The sequence below is a fragment of the Flavobacterium sedimenticola genome, from assembly GCF_030053345.1.
Taxonomy (GTDB): domain Bacteria; phylum Bacteroidota; class Bacteroidia; order Flavobacteriales; family Flavobacteriaceae; genus Flavobacterium; species Flavobacterium sedimenticola.
The window spans coordinates 214,122-230,510 of the sequence record NZ_JASGBP010000002.1 but is presented as its reverse complement, the minus strand read 5'-3'; the positions used below and the strand labels follow the sequence as shown (position 1 = coordinate 230,510).

The following is a 16,389-nucleotide window of genomic DNA, read 5'->3' as shown; positions in this document are numbered from 1 at the left end:
ACTCAATTGAGTTGGTTTTGCTGTACAAAATCTTGACAATACTTTTTAATCATTTCCCTTACCCTCCTGAACTCATCAATCACTTCCGTGGTAGAGCCTTTTACTTTGGACGGATCGGGAAAATTGTGGTGAAACTTGACGGCTTGTGTTGGGAAAAACGGGCAGCGCTCTTTGGCATTGTCACACACGGTGATGACATAATCAAACGGAATATCGAAATACTCGTCTACATTATTTGAAGTATGATTCGATATATCAACACCATCTTCTTTCATAATGGCTATGGCTAAAGCATTGACCCCATGGGTTTCTACTCCCGCCGAATAAACCGTTACTTTTTCGGGATGGGCAAAATGCGCCAAATACCCATGTGCCATTTGGCTTCGGCAACTGTTGCCGGTACATAAAACTAATATATTTTTCATTGTTTATTTTCTTTTAAATCCGCAAAATAAAAAGTTCTGAATGGTACCAAAGGGCGTATGATGATCTTCGGAGAAGCATCCTTTCAGTTCAAAATCTTTCTCAAAAAGCAATCTCAGGTGTTCCTGACTGTATTGCTTGATATCTAAACCACTACACTTTTTAGGCCCTTTATCGGAAAATGTGCCAATCAAAACATTTCCTTTATGATGCAACGCATTGGTTACAATAGCAACATATTGCTGAATTTGAACAGCATCGGTTAAAAAATGAAAGCATGCTCTGTCGTGCCAAAAATCGTATTGTTCTGTTGGGTTAAAATCTAAAATATCCGAGACGATAAAAGTCACTTTACCCGCCTTTTCACCCAAACGGGCTTTGATTCGCTCTATAGCTTTAGCCGAAATATCCAACAAGGTTAAATTAGTATAGCCTAAATCGAGCAAGGCATCCATCAAATAACTGTCGCCTCCGCCGATATCTATAATTTTGGCCTCAAGCGGTAAATGAAGCGCGGTAATATAATCGACGGACGTCTTGGGATAGTCTTGGTACCAACTCACTTCTTTTTCGGTCTTGGTGGAAAATACATTTTCCCAGTGTTCTTTGCGTTCCATAGTTATCAAGCAGTTGTACTAAAATACTTTTTTCTCAACCAAAAAGCAACATTCACCAATATAATTAAAGCGGGAACTTCTACCAACGGACCAATTACGCCCGCAAAAGCTTGTCCGCTGTTGATTCCGAAAACGCCAATGGAAACCGCAATCGCCAACTCGAAATTATTGCCTGAAGCCGTAAATGATAAGGCCACTGCCTCGCGATAATTTGCCCCTATCTTTTTGGATACAAAAAACATCAAAAAAAACATTACCGCAAAAAAGAAGACCAAAGGAATGGCTATGCGAAGAACATCCAACGGTAAATCGACTATCATTTCACCTTTTAAACTGAACATTACGACTATGGTAAAAAGTAAAGCAATCAGAGTAATGGGAGAAATGAACGGAATAAACTTTTGATTGAACCATTTATCACCAACAACCTTTTTAATGGAATAACGGCTACATACTGCCAAAGCAAACGGAATACCTAAATAAATACCAACTGTTTCGGCAATTTCAGCAATAGAAATATTTAATTCTAAACCTTTAATACCAAATAACGGCAACATGATTTCCAAATAAAAGTAGGCATACAAACTGAAAAAGAAAACTTGTAACAAACTGTTTATTCCAATCAAACCGGCGGTTAATTCCCGGTTGCCTTCGGCCAATTCGTTCCAAACAATTACCATAGCAATACAAGGTGCAATGCCAATAATGATCAAACCGGTCATGTATTCGGGATAGTCTTTCAGGAAAAATGTAGCCAATAAAAACATCAAAAACGGACCGACAATCCAAGTAATAAATAAGGAAGCTGTAAGCAATTTGGGTTTTCTAAGCATTTGCGGTACTTTGGAGAAATCGATTTTTACCAATGGTGGATACATCATTAAAATCAAGCCAATGGCCAAAGGGATATTGGTTGTTCCCGAAGAAAAAGAATTGACAAAATCGGCTGAATTCGGAATAAGATAGCCAATTCCCACGCCGAGCATCATGGCTGAAAATATCCAAAACGTTAAAAATCGATCCAAAAAACCTAATCTTTTCTTCATACAATTACAAGGTTAGCAGCAACCTGAGTCGGGAGTACAACAAGAAGTTTCTTTGGCTTTCCACTCTCCTATTTTGGTTTTTATTTTCTCTGCCGGAATACCACAGTTGTCTTTGGCCAAACAGGTGGTTTCTTTAGAGGTAAGCAGGAAATGAGTACCGTTAAAATCTAAGCTGAATTTGCCGATGGTGTCCGGCATTTGGTATTCCACCTCAATCTCAGCATCGGGTAAGCCCAAAACTTTTTCCGAAAGTTCGATAATGTGAACTAACTTTTCAGGATGCAAACGATGATCGTAATCGTTGGCTTCCCAAAGTTGAAAGTTCACGATTTCTTCCTGCCGAACCGTGCCGCCACAATCGATAAAATGTTTGGTGACGCGACCTACTTCAGTCACGTGAAAATGATTAGGAACCAAATCACCGTTAGGCAATTGAAAAGCTATGGTACTAAGCTTTTGTAATTCGTTTTTAATTTGTGATAATTTCATTTTTAAATTTTTTAATTGTTAGACTACTTAAATTATAAGATGCGTTAGAATGCTCAGATTATCAGAAAGAACCATTTCTCTTTTTTCCCTTATAATCAACAGCACTTGTTTTTTAATTTATGACCTATCATCCCAAAATGATTTTCAATCTTGGCAATAGTATCGGGATTAAGGCAATAACAAATGGCCGTACCTTCAACCGTACCCTTTATGATATTAGCATTTTTTAATTCCTTTAAATGTTGAGAAATCGTAGGTTGCGCTAATGGCAATTCGTTTACAATATCACCACAAATACAACTGTCTACGGTAAGCAGATACTCTACTATAGCTATTCGCGCCGGATGAGACAAAGCTTTAAACAAGTTAGCCATTTCGTTTTGTTCAACAGAAAAAGAGTCGGTTTTGGAAGCGCCCATAAGATTGTTTAATTTTTATATTGCAATATTACGATAAAACAATATTAACCACCAAATATTTTGAAATAAATTTTTAAAATTTCTAATCCTAAAGCGAAATATCGGAATACGACAAAACTCAAATTTCAAAACTCAATTCTAAATATTTTCGTTACTTTTGGCAATCAAATTTAAATTTTATGGCCACAGTTACTTTGGGTGGAAACCCCGTACATACCAATGGTGAATTACCGAAAACTGGTTCCAAAGCACCTGAATTTCAATTAGTAAAACAAGATTTGAGTCGCGCCACTTTAGCCGATTTTTCAGGAAGTAAATTAGTTCTCAACATCTTTCCCAGCATCGACACCAACACTTGTGCAACATCAGTAAGAACTTTTAATGCTAAAGCAAGTGCTTTAGAGAATACCAAAGTGCTGTGTATTTCCCGCGATTTACCCTTTGCACAAAAGCGTTTTTGTGGTGCCGAAGGATTAGAAAACGTGATTAATCTTTCCGATTTCCCTACCGGACAATTCGGGAAAGACTATGGTCTTGAAATTACAGATGGTGTATTTTCAGGTTTACACACACGCGCCGTGATTGTGATAGATGAAAATGGCGTAGTAACCTACACCGAATTGGTGCCTGAAATTGCCAATGAACCGAATTATGAAGCCGCGTTAGCCGCATTATAACAAAGCGTATGGCGTTCGAGAAAGACAACTCCTTTTTTACCGGTAGACTGAAAAGTATCGGCTATGCCTTTAAAGGCGCTTTGAAGCTTATCACCACCGAACACAGTGTCATGGTGCAGTTTTCATTAGCCGTTTTAATGGTGGCAGCAGGTTTTTACTTCGATATCAATCGGTACGAATGGATGATGCAACTGTTAGCCTTCGGATTGGTATTGGGCATCGAAAGTATGAATACAGCTATCGAAAAAGTAGCTGATTTTGTGCATCCCGAATTTCATCAAAAGATAGGCTTTATCAAAGACATTGCCGCCGGCGGTGTTCTTTTTGCGGCCTTAGCAGCCATTGCGGTTGGATTGCTCATTTATGTACCTAAATTTTTATAGCTTACAGATTAAATTTCTATTTTTATAGCGTTACAACAAACCTATGGCAAAAACGGTAAAGAAAGAAACCAAAGAAAAGGACAAAGATCCGAATCTGGAATTAAAAATACTGCGTACCAAAAAACAATACCGAATGCTGTTCGGCTTTGTGTTGGTATTATCTTCTATTGCCTTTTTAGTGTCGTTTATTTCGTTCTTTTTGCATGGTCGGGTCGACCAAAGTGCGGTAGACGCCTTTACCGACCGACAAGAGGAAGTACAAAACTGGCTGGGTAAATTTGGCGCCTATTTGGCCGATTTGTTTATTTACAGAGGTTTTGGAGTTGCAGCCTTTTTATTGGTCAAACTGCTTTTCCTGAGCGGTGCTTTTCTCATTTTAGACTTGCCGCTTAAAAAATTGAAAAACACTTGGTTTTGGGATTTATTCGCTTTGGTGGTGTTATCCATTCTGTTTGGTTTTTTTGCCCATACATTGCCCGAATTAGGCGGCACTGTTGGCTATGAAATGAATTTGTTCTTCCAAGATTATATCGGTAAAACCGGAACGGCCTTGTTGCTCATTTTTGCCATCATTATTTACATCATTTTCAAAATAAAAGTCTCGCCCGACGCCATCAAATCATTCTTCGAGAAGAAACACAAAGATTTTAAAGAGGACATCAAAAGTATGGCGCCTACCCCGCAGAGCACCGATTATAATTTGGAAGAATTTGCGGTGACCGAAGAGGAAAATAATGAAGAAAATGAGGAACCGACTCTCAAAACATCACAATTTGAAATCAACAAAGAGGCGTTGAAACCCACTATTGAAAACGCTTCCGAAATCAATTTGGAGCCTACCATAAAAACCGTTACGCCTACACCGGAACCGATTGCTACTCCCGAACCGGTAAAACATATCATTGAAACCGGAGACGAAGCTTTTGTCATCGAGCAAGCTGCCGACGAAGATGTAATAGAAGAAAATTTGGCTGCCAAATTGGTAGCCGATTTTGGGTTGTTTGATCCAACGTTGGAATTGTCCAATTACAAATTCCCTACGATTGATTTATTAAAAGAATATACTTCGGTTGGAATCACCATCAATCAGGAAGAACTAGAAGAAAACAAGAATCGTATTGTAGAAACCTTGCGCAACTACAAAATTGATATCGCACAAATCAAAGCTACTGTCGGACCTTCGGTAACTTTATACGAAATTGTGCCCGAAGCCGGTATTCGCATTTCTAAAATCAAAAGTCTGGAAGACGATATTGCTTTGTCGCTTTCGGCGCTGGGAATTCGTATCATCGCCCCTATTCCGGGCAAAGGAACCATTGGTATTGAGGTGCCGAATAAAAATCCGACTATGGTGCCGATGAAAACGGTCATTGCTTCGGCCAAATTCCAGGAAGCCGAAATGGAATTGCCTATTGCTTTAGGAAAAACCATTTCCAACGAAACCTTTGTAGTCGATTTAGCCAAAATGCCGCACTTGCTGATGGCCGGTGCAACCGGACAAGGAAAATCGGTAGGTTTGAATGCCGTTCTAACATCGCTTTTGTATAAAAAACATCCGGCGGAAGTCAAGTTTGTGTTGGTCGACCCGAAAAAGGTAGAGTTGACATTATTCAATAAAATCGAGCGGCATTACTTGGCCAAATTACCCGATGTAGAAGACGCCATTATCACCGACAACACCAAAGTAATCAACACGCTCAATTCGCTATGCGTGGAAATGGATAACCGTTATTCGTTACTCAAGGACGCCATGGTGCGTAACATTAAGGAGTACAACGAGAAATTCAAATCCCGTAAATTAAATCCGGAACACGGACATCGTTTCCTGCCTTACATTGTTTTGGTGGTAGATGAGTTTGCCGATTTGATTATGACAGCGGGTAAAGAAGTGGAAACCCCAATAGCCCGTTTGGCACAGTTAGCCCGAGCCATTGGTATTCATCTGATTATCGCCACGCAAAGACCATCGGTGAATGTAATTACCGGTATCATTAAAGCCAACTTCCCGGCGCGTATTGCTTTCCGCGTAACCTCAAAAATCGACTCCCGAACCATTTTAGATACGCAAGGAGCCGATCAGTTAATTGGTCGCGGTGATTTATTATATTCCAACGGAAACGACTTGGTAAGGGTACAATGTGCCTTTGTGGACACTCCGGAGGTAGAAAAAATTGTCGATTTTATCGGTTCCCAAAAAGCGTATGCCAGTGCCTACTTGTTACCGGAATATGTGGGTGAAGAAGGCAGCAGCGTGAATTTAGAGTTTGATATCTCGGAAAGGGACAGTATGTTCCGAGAAGCGGCAGAAATAATTGTGACGGCACAGCAAGGTTCGGCATCATTATTGCAAAGAAAGCTGAAACTGGGCTACAACCGTGCCGGAAGACTGATTGATCAGTTGGAGGCGGCCGGTATTGTTGGTCCGTTTGAAGGAAGCAAAGCGCGTAGTGTAAACATCACCGACTTAGCTTCTTTGGAGCAATTTTTTAATAATGAACAAAACAACAGTTAAAATGAACAAGATTCTATCTATTGCATTATTGTTATGGGTAAGTGTCACCGCTAATGCACAAGATAAAAAAGCCAAAGACTTGTTAGACCAAGTTACCGCTAAGGTAAAAACGTACAACAATATTACCATCGACTTTAAATACACCCTAACCAATCTTAAAGAAAACATCAACAAAGAGAGCAAGGGCAACTTGGTGTTGGAAGGCAACAAATACGTATTGAACTTTTTAGGAGTTACCAAAATATTCGACGGCAAAAAAACGTATACTATAGTTCCTGAAGATGAAGAAATCACCATTTCGAGTGTTAATGAAAAAGACGATAACGCAGTAACTCCTTCTAAAATGCTGACTTTCTTCAACAGCGGTTACAAATACTACTGGGACATTTTGCAAGATGTGAAAGGTCGCAAAATACAGTATATCAAGTTGGTTCCAACCAACCCAAAAGACCAACGTAAAGAAGTACTTTTGGGAATTGATTCGCAAACCAAAAACATTTACAATGTGATTGAAATGGGTAAAAACGGAACGCGAACGACGTTGACTGTTAATTCTTTTAAAACCAATCAGCCATTATCCAAAAATCAGTTTACCTTTGCAGCTAGTAAATATCCGAATTACTACATCAATAAACTAGATTAAACTCAAGGTGAAAATACTCGACCGGTACTTATTAAAATCCTTTCTGATTACATTTACTACGGTATTTGTAATCTTGTTTTTTATATTCGTATTGCAGGTCGTTTGGCTTTTTATCTCAGAATTGGCGGGAAAAGACCTTGATGTGTTAATGATTATCAAGTTTCTGCTTTTCAAAATGCCGAGTATTATTCCGTTGGTGTTGCCGCTTTCGGTATTGCTTGCTTCTATCATGACTTTTGGAAGTTTGGCCGAAAACTACGAATTTGCCGCGATGAAATCGTCGGGGATTTCATTGCAAAGAGCCATGCGAAGCTTAACCGTATTCATTCTTTTTTTAAGCATTGTCGCCTTTTTGTTTGCCAACAATGTGATTCCCTATGCCGAATATAAGTTTATCAACTTCCGCCGAAACATTGCGCAAGTGAAGCCTGCCATGGCTATCGCCGAAGGACAGTTTAGCGAAGTGGGAAATTATACGATTAAAGTTGAAAAAAAATCGGGTGACAACGGTCGTTATTTGAGTAAAGTAACCATTCACAAAAAGGCGAGTTTGGGTTCGGGTACTAATACTGTAATCAAAGCCAAAACGGGTGAATTAATCAGTAGTGAAGATTCGAATGTACTGAAATTGGTATTGCGAGACGGTAATTACTATGAAGATATTATTCCGAAAAAGTTTGAAGACCGCAGCAAAATGCCGTTTGCCAAAAGTGAGTTTAAGCGCTACGTCATCAACATCGATTTATCCAAACTGAATAATGCCAATTTGAATGAAGAAAAGATTACCAACACCAACACCATGCTCAATGTAAGCGAATTGAAATTCACTCTCGATTCGTTACAAAAAAATTACAACAAAGACTTGGTGTCTTTTTCCGAAAACATCAACCAGAGAGCCACGCTCTCCACCATCGATTACAATACCAACACGAATCTTTTAGCCACCGGAAACCAAGACATTCTCAAAAACTTCAACGACAGCGATAAAACGCACATTCTCAGAGTCGCCAACGGGAATGTAGATGCTGTGGCTTTTTCGTTGGAAAATGCGCGTTATGAGATGGAAGACAAACAAAAAAACATCAATTCGCATTGGATTGCGCTTTACGATAAGTTTGTAATTGCCTATGCCTGTTTGCTGATGTTTTTTATCGGTGCCCCACTGGGCGCTATCATTCGCAAAGGCGGACTGGGATTACCCATAGTATTTGCAGTGATGATATTTATTATCTTCCATTTCATCAATACTTTTGGAAAAAAAGTAGCGCAACAGGATGAAATCACCCCGTTTTTAGGCAGTTGGATGTCTTCTTTCGTGCTTACTCCACTGGCAATTTTACTGACTAAAAGAGCTACAGAAGATCGCGGAGTTAGTTTTGATTTTGAATGGCTTACCAAACTATTCAACAAAATTATACCTAATAAAACCGAAGAGCCTTTGATTACATTAACCGCTAATCCCGATTTGGCTATAGAACCTGAAGAAGTCCACCAATATTTGGATTCATTAGAGACTAAAAAACAAGACCCTCCGGTCACTGCTGAACCGTTAGACCGTGAAAAAGTAGCAGTTCTCAGAAAACAATACCACCTTTATAGTGGTATGGCATTAGCCGCTAACATTCTCCTGCTATTGGTTGTTCTGCTTCAAAAAACCGATACTACTATCGGACTCATTACCGCCGGAGTATTAGCCGTACTATTATGGGGTTGTCTTATAAAAGCACAACAAATACTACTGGTTTTAGCTAAACAACGCCATCAAAAAACCGATGTAATGCTGCCAACACTTTTAGCGGCTGGGTTTCCGTTTTACTTTTTGTTTTACGTTTACAACCGTCATTGGCTTAACCAACACCACAACACACACAACTAAATACCCATGAATACCGACAACATACAACTCAACACCATAGAAGAAGCCATAGAAGACATTCGTCAAGGCAAAGTAATTATAGTAGTAGATGATGAAGACCGAGAGAATGAAGGTGATTTTTTGGCTGCTGCCGAAAAGGTAACACCGGAGATGATTAACTTCATGGCTACCCATGGTCGAGGCTTGATTTGTGCGCCGCTAACCGAGAAGCGTTGTCACGAATTAGAGCTGCATTCGATGGTGAAGAACAACACCGACCATATGGAAACCGCATTCACGGTTTCGGTTGATTTGAAAGGCCACGGCGTTACTACCGGTATCTCGGCTTCCGACCGTGCTAAAACTATTTTGGCCTTGGTGGATGAAGAAACCAAACCATTTGATTTAGCACGCCCGGGTCATATCTTTCCTTTAACCGCCAAACAAGGCGGCGTATTGCGCAGAACCGGTCACACCGAAGCAGCGATTGACTTTGCCCGCTTGGCCGGATTCAAACCTGCCGGAGTAATCGTAGAGATTATGAATGAAGACGGTACCATGGCACGTTTGCCTCAATTGGTGGAAGTGGCTAAAAAGTTCAACTTAAAGCTGGTTTCCATTGAAGACTTGGTGGCTTATCGCATGCAGCACGACAGTTTGATTGTAAAAAAAGAAGATTTTGAAATGAACACCCGTTTTGGTTCCTTTCGCCTGCGCGCCTATTGGCAAACTACGAACAAACAAGTGCATTTGGCATTAACCAAAGGAAGCTGGAATTCGGGCGAACCGGTGCTGACCCGAATTATCTCGACCCAAGCCAATAATGATATCTTGACCAGTTTAACCGACGGTAACGATAAAAAACTCGACCATGTATTTTCATTGATTAACCGAGAAGAAAAAGGAGCCGTCATTTTTATCAATACCGAAAAAGACTCCTCTGACTTGTTAAATCGACTGGGAGAACTCAAACAATTACAAGCGCAAGGCAACATGAAAGCCCCGCAAATCAAAATGGACATTAAAGATTTTGGCATCGGTGCCCAAATTCTGCATGATATTGATATTTCAAAAATACGTTTGATATCCAACACTACTCAAACCAAACGTGTGGGTATGATTGGTTACGGCCTGGAGATTACCGAATATGTGGCGTATTAACTTTTGCTGCTTATCCGACCAAAGAATTCAAAACAGTCATATAAAGGCAAACACTTATTGTTTGCCTTTTTTTATTTACTAAAACAAACTCCAGAAAAGCGTTACCGAAAATCACATCTGACAGGTTTAACTTATTTATATTATTGCACAATAGAAATAGAAATTTTTTACTTACAAATTAAGTTTTGTTTTTTATCTTTGAGAAGCAGGATATTTTTTTCATCCAAAAAAGTTAATTTGTTTACATCCATATTGTCTTAGTTTTATAATCCGATTCATTTTTTTAAACCTTAAAGATTTTTATGTGATTCATTTTACTATCGGAAAAGCACAGCATAGTAGTGTTTTTAATACGCTTAATTCGCAACATCTTTTAAGCAAGCATAGATTCTGACTGAATTAAGAAGCTGACTGTTAATTAAAAAAGTTATGTATGAATCAAGACCAAAATAGTAGAAACGTATCAACTGAGTCGGATTTCAGTACGCTTTTTCTTTACAATCCCATCCCAAATTGGGTGTATGATATTGAAAACTTCAAAATACTCGATGTCAATCAATCCGCAGTAAAATTATACGGATACAGCAAGAAAGAATTTTTAGCCTTAACGATAAACGATTTAAAAGACAATACCGAAATTTCGAAAGCTGCTCGGGCACAAGAGAAAATATACGAACAAGAAGGAACCATTCATTTCGGCATTTTCAGACACAAAAAGAAAAACGGCGAGTACATTCTGATGGACATTTACGGCCACAAAGTTAGTTTTAAAGGACGAAATGCTTTGATGGTTTCTGCTATAAATGTCACTGAAAGAGAGCAACAACTAATTGATTTGAGGGCTTCCGAGGCGAAGCTAAAATCGGCTGCTTCCATTTCTAATTTGGGGTATTGGCGACTCGAAACTGATGGCAATACGCTGAGTTGGTCTGATGAAGTTTACAAAATTTGGGGGCGAAACAAAGATGCGTTTTCCTTAACCTTCGAAAGCTTTTTGCAAACCATTCACCCTGAAGATCGGGAAGAGTTTGATCGTGAACAAAGTAGGGCCTTCTCCGGAGAAAAGATACACGACTTAATCCATCGAATAATAGTACCGGATGGTGGCATAAAATGGGTCCATGAACGAGGACGATTGGTCTTGGATACTGAGGGTAATCCCATCGCTTTTGAAGGAACCGTACAAGATATAACCGCTCAAAAGGAAGAAGAACAAAGACTCAAGCTATTGGAGAGTGTTATCACCAACACCAATGACGCAATCATGATAACCGAGGCAGAGCCATTTGACGAACCGGGACCCAAAATACTGTATGTCAATGAGGCCTTTACAAAAATGACGGGATACGATGCCGAGGAAGTTATGGGTCAGTCCCCACGTATTCTGCAAGGGCCCAAGTCGGATAAGCAAGCTCTGGAACGATTGAGTAAGGCTATACGAAATTGGGAATCTTGTGAAATCACCACTATCAATTACAAAAAAAACGGAGAACCTTTTTGGATAAATTTCACGGTGTCTCCGGTAGCCGATGACAAAGGATGGTTTACCCATTGGGTTGCTATCGAAAGAGATGTAACAGCTCTCAAAAACGAACAAATTCAAAAAGAGTTATTGGCCAAAATAAGCAATGTGTTTAACGAAGGAGTCGACTTAAAAACGTCTCTCTATGAGCTTTGCAAGCTGATTGTTGAATACGCCGATTTTAGTTTGTGTGAAATTTGGTTGCCTTCAATTCATCAAAAAACGATACGTCTTTATTCAAAATGTCTCGGAAATCCCGTAGCTCAAGACTTCTATGCCATTGAAGGAAGCCTGACTGAAATACCTATAAACAAAGGACTTCCGGGTAAAGTTTGGAAAGAAAAAAAAGCCATTGCTTGGGGAGATATCGATTCCAATTCCCCGTTCTTGAGAAAAAAAGGAGCTAAAGCATCCGGAATCAAATCGGTACTGGGTATTCCTTTAAAACATCAGGAAAAAATAGTAGGTGTTTTGGTTGTAGGTGCCTCCGAGGACAAAGTTTCTATAGAACAACACCGTCCTATACTTTCCAAACTGGAAACATTTATCGGGTCGGAGATCAACCGAAAAAGACTGGAAGGAGACCTTTCGCATTTATTTGAAGCCTTACCCGATTTAATCTGCTTGACTGATTTTGAAGGTCGATTTATCAAAGTAAACAAAGCAGGTTGTGACCTTTTAGGGTATACCGAAGCCGAATTAATAGGGACTCCATTTCAAAATCTTGTGCATCCGGCCGACAAACATACCACAAGTAATGAAATGCTCAAGCTCAAAGAAGGACAAACTGTTTTCCAATTTGAGAATAGGTACATCACCAAAACCGGTAATACCATCTGGCTCAGTTGGCACAGTAACTCTTTAAAAGATGAAGGCATTGTATATGCCACGGCCAAAAACATTACGAATGAACGAAAGCTCAAAGAACTTTTAAATGATGCTACTCAATTGGCCAACATCGGAGGTTGGGAAATCGACTTAATCAACAGCAAACTGATATGGTCCGCAGAAGTGCATAAAATTCATGATACGAATCCTCACGATTATAGTCCGGATCTCCAATCCGGTATCGATTTTTACAGAGAAGATTACAGAGATTTTGTAAAGAAAACCGTTGAGTCTTCGATTGAAACCGGAAATCCTTTTGATTTTGAAGCCGCTTTAATAAGCGCAAAAGGCAACGAAAAATGGGTGCGAACCATCGGACAATCAGAGATGCACAACGGAAAATGTATCCGCCTTTTCGGAAGTTTTCAAGACATTTCAAGTTTGAAAAAAACGGAGCACCGACTTCAATCTATAACCGATGACTTACCCGGAGTTGCCTTTCAATACTATTTATATCCCAACGGAAAAGATCAACTATTCACGGTCTCTAAAGCCTCACACAGAATTTGGAATTTATCCCCTCAAGAATCTGAGGAAAACATCGACTTAATTTGGGAGCAAATCAAACGGGGTGGCAATTACGAGGAAGTACGTCAAAGTATCCGAAAATCAGTGGAAAATCTCAGCCAATGGCATATGCAATGGCGAAATATTTTACCGAACGGTGAAGTCAGATGGCACGAAGGCTTCGGAACGCCTTATCGATTGGCCGATAACACCATCGTTTTCAACTCTATGGTATTCGACATTACAGAGGAAAAAAGAATCACCAATTTGTATAAAGAAGTTTCCAAAATGGCTCGGATTGGCAGTTGGGAAATGGACAGAATTAAACAAAACGGGAACGATGCCATGTACTGGTCTTCTATAGTAAGGGAAATTCTTGAAGTAGATGATAATTACAACCCTACACTAACCGGTGGCTTTGAATTTTACAAAGAGGAAAGCAAATCAATCATCCAAAATGCCGTAGAAAAGTTAATCCAAGACGGTACCGAGTATGATGAAGAATTGTTGATTGTTACGCCAACCGGTAAAGAAAAATGGGTGCGTTGTATCGGGAAAAGCGAACGAATCGATGGCGTATGCACCAAAATTTTTGGTAGTTTGCAAGACATCCATTCGATGAAGTCTACTTCACTTTTAATCCAAGAAATTATCAGCAGTATCTCCGATGCTTTTTATGCCGTCGACAAAAATTGGAATTTTACTTATTTTAACAAGGAAGCTGAAAAACTGCTGGACAAAAAAAGTGAAGACGTTTTGGGTAAAAACATTTGGAAAGAATTTGAAGCTGCCAAAGGTACCGAAATGGAAAAAATTTACAAACGCGTTGCCAAATCGGGCATTGCCGAAAGTTACGAGTATCTCTACCCGGGAAATAATTCTTGGTACGAAATTAATACCTATCCGTCCAACGGCGGTGTTTCTTCTTACTTCAAAAATATAGACGAGCGCAAAAAAGCAGCTGAAGACTTAAAGAACGCCTACGAAGAAAAGATTAATATCATCGAAAGTATTGGCGATGCTTTTTTTACGATGACCAACGATTTTGTGGTAACCTATTGGAACAATACCGCCGAAAAACTTCTGGGCGTAAAAAGAGAAGACTTAGTTGGCAAAAACTTGTGGAGCGTTTTCCCGGAAGCTGTTGATTTACCTTCTTACACAAACTACCACAAAGTAATGGAAACCCGAGAGCCTATAACATTTGAAGATTTTTATGGTATATGGCTCGAGGTGAATGCCTACCCTTCCAACGAAGGGATTAGCGTCTTTTTCCGAGACATCACCCTCAGAAAAGAGGCCGACCATCGATTGCTGAAAGCCTTTGAAGAGAAAAACAAAATCCTTGAAAGTATAGGTGATGCCTTTTTTGCGGTGGATAACGATTGGATAGTAACGTATTGGAATAAGGAAGCGGAAAATATTCTGGATCGAAAAAAAGAAGAAATTGTGGGTAAAAACCTCTGGGAAGTATATGCCGATGCAGTCGATTCTGATTTTTACAGACGATACCATAAAGCCATAGCCACGGGAGAAAACGTCACCTTTGAAGAGTTTTATCCAACGCTGAACAAATGGTTTGAGGTTACGGCCTATCCCAACGCAGAAGGTTTATCAGTATATTTCAAAGACGTAACGTTAAGAAAGCAAACCGATATTAAAATCTTGGAAGCCAACGAACGCTTCGAAAAAATATCGGAAGCCACCAACGATGCTATTTGGGACTGGAATATTACAGAGGATACACTTTATTGGGGTGAAGGTTTCAAAAAGCTGTTCGGCTATGAAACAGAAAACTTTGTGCCAACTGTCGACTATTGGTCTTCGCTTATTCATCCGGAGGATTTTAACGCCGTAATGAATTCCATCAGCGAATCGGTTTCCAACAAAAACACCAACAAATGGGGTTCCGAATATCAGCTCAAAAAAGCAAACGGCGATTACGCTTATGTGATCGATAAAGGACTTATCATCAGAGATGCCGCCGGTAATCCTATTCGAATGATTGGGGCATTGACCGATATTACGTATCGCAAACGTTATGAATTAGAGCTATTCGAACTGAATGTTTCGCTAAAAAAACATGCACAAGAACTGGAAATTGCCAACGAAGAATTGGATCAGTTTGCGTTTACCGCTTCGCATGATTTACAGGAACCGCTGAGGATGATTACCAGCTTCATGGATTTACTCAAACGGAAATACGGCGATCAGCTCGATGAGAAAGCACATCAATACATCTATTTTGCCATAGATGGTGCTAAAAGAATGAAAAAAATCATCATCGATTTGTTGGAATACTCCAGAGCAGGAAGGTATGCCGAAGTGTCGGAATCTGTTGACTTAAACGAAGTCTTTCAGGAATATTTGAGATTAAGACGCAAAATGATACAGGAATCAAAAGCGGTTATCAATTTTGGGAACTTGCCAATCGTGTTAGCCGAAAAAACGCCGCTCATACAAACCATTCATTCGCTTTTAGACAATGCTCTGAAATATTCCAAACCGGATGTGGCTCCTGTAATCGATTTTTTGGTACAAGAAAACGAAACCGAATGGGTTTTTGAAGTCAGAGATAACGGAATTGGAATTGACGAGCGTTTTTTTGAAAAAATTTTTATTATCTTTCAAAGGCTTCACAACAGGAACCAATATGACGGTACCGGAATCGGGTTGGCTATAGTCAAAAAGCATGTCGAAATGTGGGGCGGAAAAATTTGGGTGACATCTGTACCGGGCCAGGGCAGTTCATTTTATTTTACATTAAACAAATAAAAATACAATATGAAAGAAGTTCATATATTGTTGGTTGAAGACAACGAAGGGGATATTATCCTAACCCTGGAAGCATTTGAAGAAAGTAAAGTCAAGACCAAAATCAGCGTAGTTAAAAACGGACAAGATGCGTTAGACTTTCTGTTTCGAAAAGGGGCTTTTGGTGAGGCGGAAATCCCCGATTTAATTTTGATGGATATCAATATTCCTATTTACAGTGGTCACGACGTGCTAAAAGTGATTAAGGAAGATGATGCTTTGAAAACCATCCCGGTGATAATGTTGACCACTTCTTCCAATCAAAGAGATGTAGATAAAGCCTATCAAAACCACACCAACAGTTATGTCACCAAGCCGATAGAAATGGATGATTTTCTGAACACGATACTCAAAATAGAAGAGTTTTGGTTGCAATTATCCAAACTACCCAAAAATAACATCCCGCAATAGTAATCGATTGTTTCATGAAATG

13 protein-coding genes are annotated in these 16,389 nt (G+C 39.6%); 8 read left to right on the top strand and 5 right to left on the bottom strand.

Annotated elements, in window-relative coordinates; all coding sequences use genetic code 11:
• Nucleotides 1–2: 2 nt before the first annotated feature.
• From QHT84_RS05295 to QHT84_RS05275, 5 genes are all read right to left on the bottom strand, one after another.
• The gene (locus QHT84_RS05295; RefSeq protein WP_283238510.1) at nt 3–425 is read right to left on the bottom strand and encodes an arsenate reductase ArsC; all 423 of its coding nucleotides are present in this window, start codon (nt 423–425) and stop codon (nt 3–5) included.
• Nucleotides 426–428: 3 nt separating this feature from the next.
• Complete coding sequence (locus tag QHT84_RS05290) at nt 429–1,040, bottom strand: class I SAM-dependent methyltransferase (RefSeq protein ID WP_283238509.1); 612 nt, start codon at nt 1,038–1,040, stop codon at nt 429–431.
• 5 nt (nt 1,041–1,045) lie between these two features.
• Nucleotides 1,046–2,086 carry an ACR3 family arsenite efflux transporter gene (gene arsB / locus QHT84_RS05285; RefSeq protein WP_283238508.1) on the bottom strand — a complete coding sequence of 347 codons (1,041 nt, stop codon included), beginning with the start codon at nt 2,084–2,086 and terminating at the stop codon, nt 1,046–1,048.
• A gap of 12 nt (nt 2,087–2,098) precedes the next feature.
• Nucleotides 2,099–2,575 (bottom strand): DUF6428 family protein, encoded by a 477-nt coding sequence (locus tag QHT84_RS05280; RefSeq protein ID WP_283238507.1) that lies wholly within the window; start codon nt 2,573–2,575, stop codon nt 2,099–2,101.
• Between the two features lie 95 nt (nt 2,576–2,670).
• On the bottom strand, nt 2,671–2,994 hold the full coding sequence (locus QHT84_RS05275) for an ArsR/SmtB family transcription factor (protein WP_283238506.1): 324 nt from the start codon (nt 2,992–2,994) through the stop codon (nt 2,671–2,673).
• Between the two features lie 179 nt (nt 2,995–3,173).
• Here QHT84_RS05275 and tpx point away from each other — a divergent pair, with 179 nt between their 5' ends.
• The 8 genes from tpx to QHT84_RS05235 all read left to right on the top strand — a co-directional run bounded on the left by tpx (nt 3,174) and on the right by QHT84_RS05235 (nt 16,367).
• Nucleotides 3,174–3,671 carry a thiol peroxidase gene (tpx, locus tag QHT84_RS05270; RefSeq protein WP_283238505.1) on the top strand — a complete coding sequence of 166 codons (498 nt, stop codon included), beginning with the start codon at nt 3,174–3,176 and terminating at the stop codon, nt 3,669–3,671.
• An 8-nt stretch (nt 3,672–3,679) separates the two neighbouring features.
• Nucleotides 3,680–4,054 (top strand): diacylglycerol kinase family protein, encoded by a 375-nt coding sequence (locus QHT84_RS05265; protein ID WP_283238504.1) that lies wholly within the window; start codon nt 3,680–3,682, stop codon nt 4,052–4,054.
• 43 nt (nt 4,055–4,097) lie between these two features.
• A complete protein-coding gene (locus QHT84_RS05260) occupies nt 4,098–6,566 on the top strand; it encodes a DNA translocase FtsK (RefSeq protein WP_283238503.1) in 2,469 nt (822 codons plus the stop codon).
• A 1-nt stretch (nt 6,567) separates the two neighbouring features.
• Nucleotides 6,568–7,209 carry a LolA family protein gene (locus QHT84_RS05255; RefSeq protein WP_283238502.1) on the top strand — a complete coding sequence of 214 codons (642 nt, stop codon included), beginning with the start codon at nt 6,568–6,570 and terminating at the stop codon, nt 7,207–7,209.
• Nucleotides 7,210–7,216: 7 nt separating this feature from the next.
• On the top strand, nt 7,217–9,085 hold the full coding sequence (locus QHT84_RS05250; RefSeq protein ID WP_321169572.1) for an LptF/LptG family permease: 1,869 nt from the start codon (nt 7,217–7,219) through the stop codon (nt 9,083–9,085).
• A 6-nt stretch (nt 9,086–9,091) separates the two neighbouring features.
• Nucleotides 9,092–10,225, top strand: a complete 1,134-nt coding sequence (ribB, locus tag QHT84_RS05245; protein ID WP_283238501.1) for a 3,4-dihydroxy-2-butanone-4-phosphate synthase — start codon at nt 9,092–9,094, stop codon at nt 10,223–10,225.
• Nucleotides 10,226–10,658: 433 nt separating this feature from the next.
• Nucleotides 10,659–15,917: a PAS domain S-box protein gene (locus QHT84_RS05240; protein WP_283238500.1), complete on the top strand. Its 5,259-nt coding sequence runs from the start codon at nt 10,659–10,661 to the stop codon at nt 15,915–15,917.
• A 9-nt stretch (nt 15,918–15,926) separates the two neighbouring features.
• Nucleotides 15,927–16,367, top strand: coding sequence for a response regulator (locus tag QHT84_RS05235; protein WP_283238499.1), 441 nt, complete (start codon nt 15,927–15,929; stop codon nt 16,365–16,367).
• The last annotated feature ends 22 nt before the right edge of the window (nt 16,368–16,389 follow it).